This is a genomic window from Halomonas sp. NCCP-2165 (assembly GCF_023708045.1).
Taxonomy (GTDB): Bacteria; Pseudomonadota; Gammaproteobacteria; order Pseudomonadales; family Halomonadaceae; genus Bisbaumannia; species Bisbaumannia pacifica.
Genome location: NZ_BRCY01000048.1, coordinates 1 through 14,638 on the forward strand (window position 1 = coordinate 1; position 14,638 = coordinate 14,638).

The following is a 14,638-nucleotide window of genomic DNA, read 5'->3' on the forward strand; positions in this document are numbered from 1 at the left end:
GACAGGCAAAGGTTGGGGTGGTGGAAAGGATTGGAGATTGGTAGGGGGGCATGGTGGCATGGGGTGCCAGGATCGCCCTGTGGGCGATATCGCGCAGAATCTGCGCTCCCACAGGGGATAGTTGCTTTCCCCAAGGCTGGAGGCCATTGCCTGGTGGTCTGCGGTTTTATCGCCGGCTGAAGCCGGCTCCTACGGCAGTTGATGGTGACGATTGCTGCCTTAGTGACCATCAGGATCGCCCTGCGGGCGATATCGCCGGCTAAAGCCGGCTCCTACGGCTGTTGGTGGTGCCGATTGCTGCTTTGGTGGGCTAACAAGATCGCCCTGCGGGCGATATCGCGCAGAATCTGCGCTCCCACAAAACCAGAAGATCTCACCAAATCCGGTGGCCATAGCCTGGTGGTTTGCGGGTCAATCGCCGGCTGAAGCCGGCTCCTACAACACCGGTGGTCGTCCAGAGGGAGCGGTGGTGGTGGCAGAAAAAAGGCGCCCTTGGGGCGCCAAGCTTGAGGCATGGGGGAGTTACTTGAAGTTCTTCCGGTAGGACTTGAGGATTTCGCCGACGATGCCGCTGCGGAAGCTGAGCACGCAGACGACGAAGATCAGGCCGAGGATGACGCTGACCCAGTTGCCCAGCGGCGATTGGGCGAGCAGGTGTTGGAGGCTGACCACCAGGCCGGCGCCGACCAGGGGGCCGAACAGGGTGCCGACGCCGCCGAGCAGGGTCATCAGGATCACTTCGCCGGACATATGCCAGTGGGCGTCGGTCAGGGAGGCGAGCTGGAAGACCAGGGTCTTGGTGGAGCCGGCCAGGCCCGCCAGGCCCGCGGAGAGCACGAAGGCCAGCAGCTTGTAGGCGTCGACGTTGTAGCCCAGCGACACCGCCCGGGGTTCGTTCTCGCGGATCGCCTTGAGCACCTGGCCGAAGGGCGAGTGCACGGCGCGCTGGATGATGGCGAAGCCGATCAGGAAGACCGCGAAGACGAAGTAGTACATGGCCAGGTTGCTGTTGAGGCTGATCAGCCCGAACAGCTCGCCCCGGGGCACGCCGTGCAGGCCGTCCTCGCCGCCGGTGAAGGGCGACTGCACGAAAACGAAGAACATCAGCTGGGCCAGGGCCAGGGTCACCATGGCGAAGTAGATGCCCTGGCGGCGGATCGACAGCACCCCGAACAGCGCCCCCAGCGCCACGGCGGCGGCGGTGCCGGTGAGGATGCCGAGCTCCGGGGTCAGCCCCGGGTAGCTGGCCAGCAAATAGCCGGTGACGTAGCCGCCGGTGGCCAGGAAGGCGGCATGGCCGAAGGAGAGCAGCCCCGCATAACCGAGCAGCAGGTTGAAGGCGCAGGCGAAGAGCGCGAAGCACAGCACCTTCATCAGGAACACCGGGTAGGCGACGAAGGGGGCCACGAGGCCCACGGCCAGCAGCGCCAGGGCCAGCGCCTGACGGCGCCACTGGGCGCGGCGCTGGCGCTGCCGGGTGGGGGAAAGGGTCTGGGTGGTGTCCATCATGCCTCCTTACCGAAGAGTCCCGCGGGGCGCAGCAGCAGCACCAGGATCATCACCAGGAAGATCACGGTGTTGGCGGCCTCGGGGTAATAGACCTTGGTGAGCCCCTCGATCAGGCCCATGGCCAGGCCGGTGAGTACGGCGCCGAGGATGGAGCCCATGCCGCCGATCACCACCACCGCGAAGACCACGATCAACAGGCTCGAGCCCATGGTCGGCGACACCGGGTAGAGGGGCGCGGCCAGCACCCCGGCGAAGGCGGCCAGGGCCACCCCGAAGCCGTAGGTGAGGGTGATCAGCAGCGGCACGTTGACGCCGAAGGCCTGCATCAGCGCCGGGTTCTCGGTGCCGGCGCGCAGGTAGGCGCCGAGGCGGGTGCGCTCGATCATGAACCAGGTGAACAGGCACACCGCCAGGGCCGCCACCAGCACCCAGCCGCGGTAGATGGGCAGGAACATAAAGCCCAGGTTGACGCCGCCCTGCAGCGCCTCGGGAATCGGGTAGCTGGCCCCGGAGACGCCGAACAGGTTGATCAGGGCGCCCTCGAAGATCAGTGCCAGGCCGAAGGTCAGCAAGAGTCCGTAGAGGTGGTCCAGGTGGGCGATACGGCGCAGCAGCAGGCGCTCGATCAGCATGCCGAAGCCGCCCACCACCAGCGGCACCAGCAGCAGCGCCAGCCAGTAGTCGAGCCCCAGGTAGCGGGAGCCCAGCAGGGCGACGAAGGCGCCCAGCATGTACTGGGCGCCGTGGGCGAAGTTGACGATCTTCAGCAGGCCGAAGATCACCGCCAGGCCCAGGCTGAGCAGGGCGTAGAAGGCGCCGTTGATCAGCCCCAGCAGCAGTTGCCCCATGAATACCGCCAGGGGCACCCCGAATATCATCGTCATGGTAGGAATCTCCTCGCCAGCGGGAAGGCGGCGGCCCCGTCGGGGCCGCCGGGCCGGTGGTTAGTTCTGCACCAGGTCGCACTGGCTCTCGGCCAGCGGGCGATAGGCCTGATCGGCGGGAATGGTGGCGAGGATATGGTAGAGGTCCCACTCGCCCTCGGACTGCTCCGGGGTCTTCACCTGGGCCAGGTACATGTCGTGGACCATGCGGCCGTCGGCGCGGATATGGCCGTTGCGGGCGAAGAAGTCGTGGATCGGCTGCGACATCATGTGCTCGCGGACGGTGGCAGTGTCGTCGCTGCCGGTGGCCTCCACGGCGTTGAGGTAGTGCATGGTGCTGGAGTAGATGCCCGCCTGGACCATGGTCGGCATGCGCCCGACCCGCTCGTAGTAGCGCTCGGACCACTCGCGGGCCTCATCGTCCATGTTCCAGTACCAGCCAGTGGTCAGCAGCAGGCCCTGGGTGGCGTCCAGGCCCATGGCGTAGACGTCGTTGAGGAACACCAGCAGGCCGGCGAGCTGCTGGCCGCTCTGGGTCAGGCCGAACTGGCTGGCGGTGTTGATGGCGTTGACGGTGTCGGCGCCGGCATTGGCCAGGCCGACGATCTGCGCCCCGGAGCCCTGGGCCTGGAGGATATAGGAGGAGAAATCGCTGGTCGGGAAGGGGTGGCGCACCCGGCCGACGATGTTACCGCCGTTCTCGGTGACCACCTTCTCCACGTCGCCCTCCAGGGCGTGGCCGAAGGCGTAGTCGGCGGTCAGCATGAACCAGTCGGTGCCGCCCTGGTCAACCACCGCCCGGGCGGTGCCGTTGGCCAGCGGGTAGGTGTCGTAGACCCAGTGGATATGGTTGGGGGTGCAGTGCTCGTTGGTGATGCTGGAGGCGGCGGAGCCGGAGACCAGGCCCAGCTTGTCGTACTGCTCCAGCACCTGGGTCACGGCGATGGTCACCGAGGAGGCGACCATGCCCGCCACCATATCGACGTTGCTCTGGTCGACCCACCCGCGCACGGTGTTGGCGCCCACGTCGGCGCTGTTGCGGTCGTCGGCGCTGAACACCTCGATGGGCGTGCCATTGACGCTGCCGCCGAAATCCTCCACCGCCATCTCCAGGGCGGCCAGGCCGCCGGGGCCGGCCAGGTCGCGGTAGGTGCCGGACATGTCCGCCAGGTAGCCGATGCGCACGGCGTCGTCGCTGAGCTCGGCCTGGGCGCCGCCGGCGGCCAGGGCGGTGGCGAGGGCGATGCTGCTGGCGAGGCACTTCTTGGTTAGGGTCATGCAATTCTCCATGGGCGTGGGCCCGTTATTGTTGTTGGTCGGATGAGGCGGGGGTCAGACCCCCAGCAGGCGGTTGAGGTGGTCGCGGCGGCCGGGCAGTTCGGCGGCGCTGATCTCCTCGATGATGCGACCGTGCTCCATCACGAAGTGGCGGTCGGCCAGGGGCGCGGCGAAGCGGAAGTTCTGCTCTACCAGCACGATGGTCATGCCACGCGCCTTGAGCTTGAGCAGCACCTCGGCCAGGGCCTGGTTGATGACCGGAGCCAGGCCCTCGGTGATCTCGTCGAGCAGCAGCAGCCGGGCGCCGGTGCGCAGGATGCGCGCCATGGCCAGCATCTGCTGCTCGCCGCCGGAGAGGCGGGTGCCCTGGCTGCGGCGCCGCTCGTAGAGGTTGGGGAACATCTCGTAGATCTCGTCGAGGCTCATGCCCCCGGAGCGCACCGTGGGCGGCAGCAGCAGGTTCTCCTCCACGTCGAGGCTGGCGAAGATGCCGCGCTCCTCCGGGCAGTAGCCGACCCCCAGGCGCGGGATGCGGTGGGGCTTCAGGGCCAGGGTCTCGGTGCCGTTGATGACGATGGAGCCGGTACGCCGCCCCACCAGCCTCATGATCGCCTTGAGGGTGGTGCTGCGCCCGGCGCCGTTGCGGCCCAGCAGGGTCACCAGCTCGCCGCGCTTCACGTCGAGGTCGACGCCGTGGAGGATATGCGACTCGCCGTAGAAGGCGTGCAGGTCGCTGATCCGCAGCATCTCCGCGCCGTCGTGGTCGCGGTAGCCGGCGCTCTCCTGGGTTTCGGCAAGCTGTGTCATGGATTGATCTCCTCCGCGGCTCGCTCCGGGTGATGATCGCGGTAGCCCGAGGTCTCCAGGGTTTCGGCGAGTGGCGTCATGCGCTGACCTCCTCTTCGGCTTCGCTGCCCATATAGGCCTCGCGCACCCGCGGGTCGGCGGAGACCGTGGCGTAGTCGCCCTCGGCCAGCACCGCGCCCCGGGCCAGCACGGTGATGCGGTCGCAGAGGCGGCTGACCACGCTGAGGTTGTGCTCCACCATCAGCACGGTGCGGCCCTTGGCGACGCGGCGAATCAGCTCGACGATGCGGTCCACGTCCTCGGCGCCCATGCCCTGAGTGGGCTCGTCGAGCAGCATCAGGGTCGGCTCCAGGGCCAGGGTGGTGGCCACCTCCAGGGCGCGCTTGCGCCCGTAGGGCATCTCCACGGTGAGTACGTCGGCGTACTCCACCAGGCCCACCTCGTCGAGCAGCTCCAGGGCGCGGGCATTGAGGTGATCGAGGCTCTTCGCCGATTTCCAGAAATGGAAGGAGGTACCGATGGGGCGCTGCAGGGCGACGCGCACGTTTTCGAGGGCGGTCATATGGCCGAACACCGCGGAGATCTGGAAGGAGCGCACCAGGCCCATGCGGGCGATCTGGTTGGCCTTCATGGCGGTGATCGCCTCGCCCCGGTAGAGGATCTCGCCGCGGGTGGGCGGCAGGAACTTGGTGAGCAGGTTGAAGACGGTGGTCTTGCCGGCGCCATTGGGGCCGATCAGGGCGTGGATATGCCCCTCCCGGACCTTGAGGTCGACGCCGTCCACCGCGGTGAAGCCGCGAAACTCCTTGGTCAACCCCCGAGTCTCGAGGATGAACTCCTGGGTCATAGGGTGTCCTCTGGGCACTGCTGCGCCCGGCTCTTGTTGTTGTTGGCGAGCGACGGCGGAGGACGCCATCACTTTACGTTAACGTAAGCTAGAACAGATCGACCCAGCCGTTCAACCACCGAAACGTTGAACTCGACCAAGGGTGTAGAGATGGGGCCTTCTCCTGCGCCCGACGAGTAGGAGCTGGCTTTAGCCGGCGATTCGGCATCTCGGCGATTCGACCAGCCATCGCCTGCTGAAGCAGGCTCCTACCACCCCAGTGGCACCCCCCACTTCGTAGGAGCTGGCTTTAGCCGGCGATTCGGCATCTCGGCGATTCGACCAGCCATCGCCTGCTGAAGCAGGCTCCTACCACCCCAGTGGCACCCCCACCTCGTAGGAGCCGGCTTTAGCCATCGCCTGCTGAAGCAGGCTCCTACCACCCCAGTGGCACCCCCACCTCGTAGGAGCTGGCTTTAGCCGGCGATTCGGCGATTCGACGCAGCGGCCACCAACAAAAAAAGGGCGCCCGAGAGAGCGCCCAAAGGGTTGATACGAGAGAGAGAAGGTTACATCAGCATTCGATGGCGTTGACCGCGAGGCCGCCGCGGGAGGTCTCCTTGTACTTGTCCTGCATGTCGCGACCGGTGTCGCGCATGGTACGGATCACCTTGTCCAGGGAGATAAAGTGTTCGCCGTCGCCGCGCAGGGCCATCTGGGCGGCGTTGATCGCCTTCACCGAGGCGATGGCGTTGCGCTCGATGCAGGGCACCTGCACCAGGCCCCCCACCGGATCGCAGGTCAGGCCCAGGTTGTGCTCCAGGCCGATCTCGGCGGCGTTCTCCACCTGACCCACCGAGCCGCCCATCACTTCGGCCAGGCCGGCGGCGGCCATGGCGCAGGCGGAGCCCACCTCGCCCTGGCAGCCCACCTCGGCGCCGGAGATGGAGGCGTTCTTCTTGCACAGGATGCCTACCGCGCCGGCGGCCAGCAGGAAGTCCACCACGTCGCGCTCGGAGGCGCCGGGCTGGAACTTCATGTAGTAGTGCAGCACCGCCGGGATGATGCCCGCCGCACCATTGGTGGGCGCGGTGACCATGCGCCCGCCGGCGGCGTTCTCCTCGTTCACCGCCAGGGCGAAGACGTTGACCCAGTCCATGGCGGAGAAGGTGGAGGCGATCAGGCTGGAGCTGTCCTCCATGGCCTCCAGGCGGCGATGCAGGGCATTGGCGCGGCGCTTGACGTTGAGCCCGCCGGGCAGGATGCCCTCGGCGGCCAGGCCGTTGTCCACGCACTCCTGCATGGCCTGCCAGATGGCCCACAGCTCGCCGCGGATCTCGGCCTCGTCGCGCCAGGCCTTCTCGTTCTCGAGCATCAGTTCGCTGATGCGCAGGTCGTGCATGCGGCACAGCGCCATCAGCTCGGCGGCGGAGTTGAAGTCGTAGGGCAACGGCGTGGTGTCGGTATCCAGGTCGCCCTGCTGGGCCTGGGCCTCGTCGATCACGAAGCCGCCGCCCACCGAATAGTAGGTGTTGCGGTAGAGCTCGTCGCTATGGCCGTGGGCGATCAGGCGCATGGCGTTGGGGTGATGGGGCAGGTTCTCTTCCAGCAGCTGCATGTCGCGGGGCCACAGGAAGGGGATCGCCAGGCGGCCGTCGAGCAGCAGGCTCTGGGACTCCAGCAGCTCCTCGATGCAGGGCGAGATGATCTTGGGATCGATGCGATCGGGACGCTCGCCCATCAGCCCCATGATCACCGCCCGGTCGGTGCCGTGGCCGATGCCGGTGGCGGACAGCGAGCCGTAGAGCTGCACCTCGACCCGGGCCACCCGCTCCAGCAGGTCCTGGGCGCGCAGGCTCTCGACGAAGTCGTAGGCGGCGCGCATGGGCCCCACGGTATGCGAGCTGGACGGCCCCACGCCGATCTTGAAGAGGTCGAACACACTGATGGACATCTCGCTTACCCCCGGGCGACGTCGACCGTCGCCATTCAGACTATCTCGTCGCAACGCATCAATCTGACTAAAGCATCGGACATTATGGGCTGCCTCGTCGAGGCGTTTACGCTATGTTCACGGCGATGGATTCGCGAGACAATCGAAAATATCTTCTCCTGGATTTAGTAAAACTCAACCATGAGCCGACACCTCAATGCCCAGACCCATGCCTGGCTGAAGGTCTTCGCGGTCAGCGCCCATCACCTCTCCTTTACCCGCGCCGCCGAGGAGCTGCACGTGACCACCGGGGCGGTGAGCCAGCAGATCAAGCAGCTGGAGGAGCGCCTGGGCTTCAAGCTGTTCCGCCGCCTGCCGCGGCGCCTGGAACTGACCGACGAGGGGCGGCGCCTGGCGGCGGTGGTGGACGAGGCCTACCAGGCGGTGGGCCAGGAGGTGCGGCGGCTGCGCTCGGGAGTGATGAGCGGCATCCTGCGCCTGCGCAGCGTGCCCTCCTTCCTGGCCAAGTGGCTGATGCCGCGCCTGCCCCGACTGCAAGCGCGCTTCCCGGACATCGAGGTGCAGGTGATCGCCGAGGACAGCAATATCTCGCTGCGCGACGGCGACTTCGACCTGGCCCTCGACCTCAACGACGGCCACTACCCGGGCTTCTCCATCACGCCGCTGATGGACGAGCTGATCTTCCCGGTCTGCGCGCCGTCGCTGATGCGCGGCAAGCCGCCGCTGCGGCGCCCCGAGGACCTGGCCTACTACCCGCTGCTGCATGACGTCACCGCCTGGCGGGGCAGCCACGACTACGCGGAGTGGGAGCACTACCTGGAGGCCATCGCCGCCCCCCATGTCAATGTGCGCCGCGGCTATACCTTCAACCGCAACCAGCTGACCATGGAGGCGGCCATCGCCGGCATGGGGGTGGCCATCGCCCGGCGCACCCTGATCACCGACGAGCTCAAGCGCGGCGCTTTGATCGCCCCCTTCGCCGAGCGGGTCGCCACCGGCAAGCAGTACGGCATCGTCTACTCGCCGGGGGCCCTGGACGACCGCCGGGTGGCGGCGGTGCATGACTGGCTGGTGGAGGAGGCGCGGCGCGGCCGCGGCGAGTGATCCGGCCTGCGCAAATGCTCGCCGCGCAGGTATAATTAAGGCTTTTCATCGATGGATCGAGCCATGCCCACGCCATCCCCCTACCGCCTGCCGCCCCTGGCCCTGCGCGCCTTCCTCTACCTGTTGCTGGTGGCCCTGCTCGCCCAGGGTGCCTTCTGGGAGGCCAGCCACCTGCCCGAGTGGCGCTTCACCGAGCGCGGCTTTACCGAGCTGGCCCAGGGCGGCCTGCTGCTCGGCGCCTCCCTGCTGCTGCTCTACACCCGCCAGGGGCTGGGCCTGCTGCCCAATGTCACCCTGCTGCTGTTCGCCTTCACCTTCGGCTCCTTTATCCGCGAGCAAGACTACTGGCTCGACACCCATGTCTTCGATGGCGCCTGGCAGCTGCTGGCGGCCCTGGTGATGCTGCCCAGCCTCTACTGGGTGCTGCGCCGCCGCCGCCGCTTCGCCGAGGAGTTTGCCGACTACGCCAACAGCCTCTCCTTCGGCCTGTTCGCCGCCGGCTTCCTGACCACCTATGTCTTCTCGCGACTCTACGGCCGCAGCGCCTTCTGGGAGGCGATCCTCCAGGAGCAGTACCTGCGCACCTTCAAGGACGCCGCCGAGGAGGTGGTGGAGCTGCTCGGTTACGGCCTGGTGCTGATCGCCATGATCGAGCTGGTGATCCTGGCCCGCCACTGGCGCCGCACCCGGGCCTGAGGTCCTAGTCACCGGCACCAACGAAAACGCCCGCGGCCAAGGCCGCGGGCGTTTTCTGTTGGCGGGGTGAGCCGCCTTACTCGTCCAGGAAGGAGCGCAGCGGCTCGGAACGGGACGGGTGACGCAGCTTGCGCAGCGCCTTGGCCTCGATCTGACGGATCCGCTCGCGGGTCACGTCGAACTGCTTGCCGACCTCCTCGAGAGTGTGATCGGTGTTCATGTCGATGCCGAAGCGCATGCGCAGCACCTTGGCCTCGCGGGCGGTGAGGCCGCCGAGGACGTTGCGGGTGGCCTCGATCAGCCCCTCGCCGGTGGCGGAATCGATGGGCAGCAGCATGGTGCCGTCCTCGATGAAGTCGCCCAGGTGAGAGTCGTCATCGTCGCCGATGGGCGTCTCCATGGAGATCGGCTCCTTGGCGATCTTCAGCACCTTGCGCACCTTGTCCTCGGGCATCTCGAGGCGCTCGCCGAGCTCTTCCGGGGTCGGCTCGCGGCCCATCTCCTGGAGCATCTGCCGGGAGACCCGGTTGAGCTTGTTGATGGTCTCGATCATGTGCACCGGGATACGGATGGTGCGCGCCTGGTCGGCGATGGAGCGGGTGATCGCCTGGCGAATCCACCAGGTGGCGTAGGTGGAGAACTTGTAGCCGCGACGGTATTCGAACTTGTCCACCGCCTTCATCAGGCCGATGTTGCCCTCCTGGATCAGGTCCAGGAACTGCAGGCCACGGTTGGTGTACTTCTTGGCGATGGAGATCACCAGGCGCAGGTTGGCCTCGACCATCTCCTTCTTGGCACGCCGCGCCTTGGCCTCGCCGATGGAGAGGCGACGGTTGACCTCCTTGAGCTCGCCCACCGGCAGCTGGACCATGTCCTCTTCGAAGGCGATCTTGCGCTGGGCGCGCTGCACATCACCGCGGAAGGGTTCCAGGCGATCGGCGTACTTGGCGTTGTCGGCGAGGAACTCGTCCATCCACTCGCCGCGGGACTCGTTGCCGGGGAAGGACTTGATGAACGCCTTACGGGGCACCTTGCCGCGCTTGACGAACACCTGCATGATCGCCTTCTCCTGGGCCCGCACCTGCTCGACGCTGATGCGCACCTGCCCCACCAGGCGCTCGAAGTGCTTGGGCACCAGCTTGATCGGCGAGAACAGCTCGGCCAGACGCGCCTGCTCGGCCTGGGCCTCGGCGGAGCCGTAACCGTGCTTCTCCACCGCGGCCTTGACCAGGGCGTTCTGCTCGCGGATCTGCTCGAAGCGGGCACGCGCCTCCTCGGGATCCGGGCCACCGCCGGACTCTTCTTCTTCGGCGTCCTCGTCTTCGTCGTCGACGGAAGCGCTCTCTTCCTCTTCGGGGACATCGGCCTCGGCCACGCCAGGGATGCCCTCGTCCGGGTCGATAAAGCCGGAGAAGAGGTCGGAGAGACGGCCCGGAGCCTCCTCGTCCTGGGTGGCATCATAGGCCTCGAGGATCGACTCCACGGCCCCCGGCAGGTAGGCCAGGGCCGACATCACCTCGCGGGTGCCCTCCTCGATCCGCTTGGCGATCTCGATCTCGCCCTCGCGGGTCAGCAGCTCCACGGTACCCATCTCGCGCATGTACATGCGCACCGGGTCGGTGGTGCGGCCCACGTCGCTTTCCACGGCAGCCAGCGCGGCCACGGCCTCTTCGGCCGCATGCTCATCGGTGGAGTGGTCGGACATCATCAGGGTGTCTTCATCCGGCGCGACTTCAACGACGCTGATGCCCATGTCGTTGATCATGCCGATGATGTCTTCCACTTGATCCGGGTCGGCGATATCCTCGGGGAGGTGATCGTTGACCTCGGCATAGGTCAGGTAACCCTGCTCCTTGCCGCGCGCGATCAGCTCCTTGAGACGCGACTGTTGCTGCGCATTTCCAGCCATAGATACCCTATCTCGACGAAGAAGAATGAAGCACCCGAACGCTCAGGCGTCGAAAATCCATAAAGCCAAACAGTATAGCGTCTGACCCCGCCAATCCGCCAGCGCTCCATTTGCGCCGTCGTTCAGGTGTGTTAGGTTGTACGGTTCCCCGATGGAAACTCCCGGCTGCCCCCTAGATGGAGGTGACCGGCGACTTTTCAAGTCCTGCCCGCCCGATTAACGTCGACTCAGTGTCAGCACCAGCTCGTTCAGGCGCTGTTTCTCTTCTCGACTGAGCCGCTCGCCATTTCGTTCCTTTGACAACAGGGCCTCGAATTCGCTCTGCGGCGAGCGCTGCTGATGCCGACGGCGAAAATGCGCCACCAACCCCTCCAGCTCCTCGCCGCGCACCTCCCGGGGTATCGGCAGCTCGCGACGCACCAACTCCGCCAGGCGCTGCCCCTCGGGACGCCCATGGAAATGGGCCAGCAGTACCTGGCCACTGCGATAGCCGCCGGCCCGCAGCAGGCGAATCACCTCGCCGAGGAGGGTCGCATCCGGATCCTCGGTGGGCCACCAGCCGCCCTCCTCGGGCAGCCGCGCCACCAGGGCCGGCTCGTGCACCAGCAGCTGCAGGGTGCGCCCCAGCAGGCTGAGCGGCGCGCCCTTGGGCCGCGGCGTCGCCGCCGGCTCGGGCTCGCCCCACTCCCCGGGGGGCGCCTCGGACAGCGGCGGCGGGGCCTCGACCGGGGCCGGTTCCGCCGCCTTCATCAGCGCCTGGAAGCGCCCCGGCTCGACGCCGGTGCGCTTGGCCAGCTCGCCCAGCAGCAGCGACTTGAGCACCCCCTCGGGGAGCTTCTCCAGGGCCTTGAGCACCGTGGTGGCGAAGCGCTCGCGATCCTCCACCCGGGCCAGGTCCCGGCCGCGCCCGGCTTCCTCGAAGAGGAACTCGGAGAGGGGGCTGGCGCAGGTGATGCGATCCTCGAAGGCCTCGGGGCCCTCGCGGCGCACCAGGGTATCCGGGTCCTCGCCCTCGGGGAGGAACAGGAAACGCGCCTGGCGACCGTCGATCATCTGCGGCAGCACCGTCTCCAGGGCGCGGCTGGCGGCCTGGCGCCCGGCGCGGTCGCCATCGAAGCAGAACACCACTTCCCCCACCAGGCGGAACAGCCGCTGCAGGTGCTCCTCGCTGGTGGAGGTGCCCAGGGTGGCGACCGCGTTGCGGATGCCGAACTGGGCCAGGGCCACCACGTCCATGTAGCCCTCAACGATCACCAGGCGCTCCAGTTGGCGATTGGCCTGGCGCGCCTCGTAGAGGCCGTAGAGTTCGCGCCCCTTGTGGAACACCGGAGATTCCGGGGAGTTGAGGTACTTGGGCTTGGCGTCGCCCAGCACCCGTCCGCCGAAGGCGATGGTGCGCCCTTTGAAGTCGCGGATCGGGAAGATCACCCGGTCGCGGAAGCGATCGTAGGTTCGCCCGCTCTCCTCGCGATGCACCAGCAGGCCATACTCGACCTGCACCGACTCGGGCACGCCGCGCTCGCTCAGGTGGCGCTTGAGGCCCTCCCAGGCGTCCGGGGCATAGCCGATGCCGAAGTCGCCCTGCACCTCCGGCGACAGCCCGCGCCGCTCCAGGTAGCCGCGGGCGGCCTGGGCTTCGGGCATCTTCAGCCGCTCGCGGAAGAAGCTCGCCGCCAGCTCCAGCAGGTTGACGCCCTCCTGGCGCTTGCGCTCCCGGGCCTGGGCCCGGGGGTCGTCGGCGCCCTCCCGGGGCACCTCCATGCCCAGCCGGCCGGCCAGTTGCTCCACCGCCTCGGGAAAGCGCAGCTTGTCGTACTCCATCAGGAAACGCAGGGCGTTGCCGTGGGCCCCGCAGCCGAAGCAGTGGTAGAACTGCTTGTCCTGGCTGACGGTGAACGACGGCGTCTTCTCCTGATGGAAGGGGCAGAGGCCGCTGAAATTGCGCCCCGCCTTCTTGAGCTGAACGCGCTCCCCGACCACCTCGACCACGTCGACGCGGGCCAGGAGATCATCGATAAAGCGTTGGGGAATCTGTCCCATGGCTGAGTCGCCCGAGAGACCGGCAGGTCATGTCGTCCAGCAAAAAACAAACGGCCACCGAATGGCGGCCGCTTGGCATCCCTCCGGGACGATGTGCGCCAGGCGCCCTCATCGCCCCCAGTACGGATCAGTACAGCCGTTCGAAACGCTTGCGCTCGCGCTGCAGCTTCTTGGCGTGACGCTTGACGGCGGCAGCCGCCTTGCGCTTGCGCTCGGCAGTCGGCTTCTCGTAGTGCTCGCGGCGGCGAACTTCGGAGAGAACACCGGCTTTTTCGCAGGAACGCTTGAAGCGACGCAGTGCGACGTCGAACGGCTCGTTGTCACGTACTTTGACAGAAGGCATTAAGCACTCACCTACCTTAGGATCATGAGTTCGGATGATACGCACACCCTGAGGACTCGATTCCGTCGCAGACACTGACGCGGTCGAGACAACGACCGTGAGCAGACAAATGTGGGGAAGCGGGAATCCGGGTGCACGACCCAGTCTTACAGCGCACAGTATTCTAGACGTGGTGACCCGGCTTTGCAAATGACGCTGACGCGCCGCGGGCAAATGCGTAGAATATCCCTCCTCCTTGGAGCCAGCGAGCCTTTGACCATCATGCGTGTACTGGGGATCGAGACGTCCTGCGACGAGACCGGCGTCGCCCTCTATGATACCGAGCACGGCCTGCTGGCCGATGCCCTCTTCAGTCAGGTGGCCATGCATGCCGACTATGGCGGCGTGGTACCGGAGCTGGCGTCCCGGGACCATACCCGCAAGCTGCTGCCGCTGGTCGACGAGGTGCTCGCCGAGGCGAGTCTCACCCGGGGCGACCTGGACGGCATCGCCTATACCGCCGGCCCGGGGCTCGCCGGCGCCCTGATGGTGGGCGCCGCCACCGCCCATGGCCTGGCCCTCGCGCTGGAGCGGCCGGTGCTCGGCGTGCACCATATGGAGGGCCACCTGCTGGCCCCCATGCTGGAGGACGAGCCCCCGGCCTGCCCCTTCGTGGCGCTGCTGGTCTCCGGCGGCCACACCCAGCTGGTGGAGGTGCAGGGCATCGGCCGCTACCGACTGCTGGGGGAGTCGGTGGACGACGCCGCCGGCGAGGCCTTCGACAAGGCCGCCAAGATGCTCGGCCTCGACTACCCGGGCGGCCCCCGGGTGGCCAGGCTGGCGGAACAGGGCGACCCCAAGCGGCTGCGCTTCCCGCGCCCCATGACCGACCGCCCGGGCCTCGACTTCAGTTTCTCCGGCCTCAAGACCCATACCCTGACCACCCTGCGCGCCTTCGAGGCGGAGGGCACCCTGGACGATCAGGCCCGCGCCGATATCGCCCGGGCCTTCGAGGAGGCGGTGGTGGACACCCTGGTGATCAAGTGTCGCCGCGCCCTGGACCAGACCGGCCTCAAGCGCCTGGTGGTGGCCGGCGGGGTCAGCGCCAATGTGCGCCTGCGCGAGCGCCTGGAGCGCGAGTGCGCCAAGCGCGACGCCCGGGCCTACTACCCGCGGGGACGCTTCTGCACCGATAACGGCGCCATGATTGCCTACGTAGGCGCCCAGCGCCTGCTCGCCGGTGAACGCGACGAGCCCGGCGTCTTCGCCGCCCGCCCCCGCTGGCCGATGGATACCCTCACTCCCCCCG

At 67.3% G+C, this 14,638-nt stretch carries 12 protein-coding genes; 3 read left to right on the top strand and 9 right to left on the bottom strand.

Annotation, left to right across the window (positions count from 1 at the left end):
• Positions 1 to 522 precede the first annotated feature (522 nt).
• From NFU04_RS15895 to NFU04_RS15920, 6 genes are all read right to left on the bottom strand, one after another.
• A complete protein-coding gene (locus NFU04_RS15895) occupies positions 523 to 1,506 on the bottom strand; it encodes a branched-chain amino acid ABC transporter permease (RefSeq protein WP_251310387.1) in 984 nt (327 codons plus the stop codon).
• Entirely contained in the window at positions 1,506 to 2,393 is an 888-nt protein-coding gene (locus tag NFU04_RS15900; protein ID WP_146801512.1) for a branched-chain amino acid ABC transporter permease, read from the bottom strand. The genes NFU04_RS15895 and NFU04_RS15900 overlap by 1 nt, the downstream gene beginning before the upstream one ends.
• Positions 2,394 to 2,453: 60 nt before the next feature.
• Positions 2,454 to 3,671 carry an ABC transporter substrate-binding protein gene (locus NFU04_RS15905; RefSeq protein ID WP_251310388.1) on the bottom strand — a complete coding sequence of 406 codons (1,218 nt, stop codon included), beginning with the start codon at positions 3,669 to 3,671 and terminating at the stop codon, positions 2,454 to 2,456.
• 54 nt (positions 3,672 to 3,725) lie between these two features.
• Positions 3,726 to 4,478, bottom strand: coding sequence for an ABC transporter ATP-binding protein (locus NFU04_RS15910; protein WP_251310389.1), 753 nt, complete (start codon positions 4,476 to 4,478; stop codon positions 3,726 to 3,728).
• Between the two features lie 76 nt (positions 4,479 to 4,554).
• Positions 4,555 to 5,325, bottom strand: coding sequence for an ABC transporter ATP-binding protein (locus tag NFU04_RS15915; RefSeq protein WP_251310390.1), 771 nt, complete (start codon positions 5,323 to 5,325; stop codon positions 4,555 to 4,557).
• 553 nt (positions 5,326 to 5,878) lie between these two features.
• Positions 5,879 to 7,258 carry an L-serine ammonia-lyase gene (locus NFU04_RS15920; protein ID WP_251310391.1) on the bottom strand — a complete coding sequence of 460 codons (1,380 nt, stop codon included), beginning with the start codon at positions 7,256 to 7,258 and terminating at the stop codon, positions 5,879 to 5,881.
• 180 nt (positions 7,259 to 7,438) lie between these two features.
• Here NFU04_RS15920 and NFU04_RS15925 point away from each other — a divergent pair, with 180 nt between their 5' ends.
• Entirely contained in the window at positions 7,439 to 8,362 is a 924-nt protein-coding gene (locus NFU04_RS15925) for a LysR substrate-binding domain-containing protein (RefSeq protein ID WP_146801508.1), read from the top strand.
• A 63-nt stretch (positions 8,363 to 8,425) separates the two neighbouring features.
• Positions 8,426 to 9,058 carry a hypothetical protein gene (locus NFU04_RS15930; protein WP_251310392.1) on the top strand — a complete coding sequence of 211 codons (633 nt, stop codon included), beginning with the start codon at positions 8,426 to 8,428 and terminating at the stop codon, positions 9,056 to 9,058.
• Between the two features lie 76 nt (positions 9,059 to 9,134).
• Here NFU04_RS15930 and rpoD read toward each other — a convergent pair whose 3' ends face one another.
• The 3 genes from rpoD to rpsU form a co-directional block, all read right to left on the bottom strand.
• Positions 9,135 to 10,967 (bottom strand): RNA polymerase sigma factor RpoD, encoded by a 1,833-nt coding sequence (gene rpoD, locus NFU04_RS15935; protein WP_251310393.1) that lies wholly within the window; start codon positions 10,965 to 10,967, stop codon positions 9,135 to 9,137.
• A 216-nt stretch (positions 10,968 to 11,183) separates the two neighbouring features.
• Entirely contained in the window at positions 11,184 to 13,007 is a 1,824-nt protein-coding gene (gene dnaG, locus NFU04_RS15940) for a DNA primase (RefSeq protein ID WP_251310394.1), read from the bottom strand.
• Positions 13,008 to 13,134: 127 nt separating this feature from the next.
• A complete protein-coding gene (gene rpsU / locus NFU04_RS15945) occupies positions 13,135 to 13,350 on the bottom strand; it encodes a 30S ribosomal protein S21 (protein ID WP_016416934.1) in 216 nt (71 codons plus the stop codon).
• Positions 13,351 to 13,611: 261 nt separating this feature from the next.
• Between rpsU and tsaD the strand changes: the two genes are divergently transcribed.
• A partial coding sequence (gene tsaD / locus NFU04_RS15950; protein ID WP_251310395.1) for a tRNA (adenosine(37)-N6)-threonylcarbamoyltransferase complex transferase subunit TsaD occupies positions 13,612 to 14,638 on the top strand: 1,027 nt, incomplete at its 3' end.

What these genes read in the sequence shown, in the direction of transcription:
- NFU04_RS15895 (WP_251310387.1), bottom strand. Translation starts at nt 1,506, where the DNA reads ATGGACACCACCCAGACCCTTTCCCCCACCCGGCAGCGCCAGCGCCGC.
- NFU04_RS15900 (WP_146801512.1), bottom strand. Translation starts at nt 2,393, where the DNA reads ATGACGATGATATTCGGGGTGCCCCTGGCGGTATTCATGGGGCAACTG.
- NFU04_RS15905 (WP_251310388.1), bottom strand. Translation starts at nt 3,671, where the DNA reads ATGACCCTAACCAAGAAGTGCCTCGCCAGCAGCATCGCCCTCGCCACC.
- NFU04_RS15910 (WP_251310389.1), bottom strand. Translation starts at nt 4,478, where the DNA reads ATGACACAGCTTGCCGAAACCCAGGAGAGCGCCGGCTACCGCGACCAC.
- NFU04_RS15915 (WP_251310390.1), bottom strand. Translation starts at nt 5,325, where the DNA reads ATGACCCAGGAGTTCATCCTCGAGACTCGGGGGTTGACCAAGGAGTTT.
- NFU04_RS15920 (WP_251310391.1), bottom strand. Translation starts at nt 7,258, where the DNA reads ATGTCCATCAGTGTGTTCGACCTCTTCAAGATCGGCGTGGGGCCGTCC.
- NFU04_RS15925 (WP_146801508.1), top strand. Translation starts at nt 7,439, where the DNA reads ATGAGCCGACACCTCAATGCCCAGACCCATGCCTGGCTGAAGGTCTTC.
- NFU04_RS15930 (WP_251310392.1), top strand. Translation starts at nt 8,426, where the DNA reads ATGCCCACGCCATCCCCCTACCGCCTGCCGCCCCTGGCCCTGCGCGCC.
- rpoD (WP_251310393.1), bottom strand. Translation starts at nt 10,967, where the DNA reads ATGGCTGGAAATGCGCAGCAACAGTCGCGTCTCAAGGAGCTGATCGCG.
- dnaG (WP_251310394.1), bottom strand. Translation starts at nt 13,007, where the DNA reads ATGGGACAGATTCCCCAACGCTTTATCGATGATCTCCTGGCCCGCGTC.
- rpsU (WP_016416934.1), bottom strand. Translation starts at nt 13,350, where the DNA reads ATGCCTTCTGTCAAAGTACGTGACAACGAGCCGTTCGACGTCGCACTG.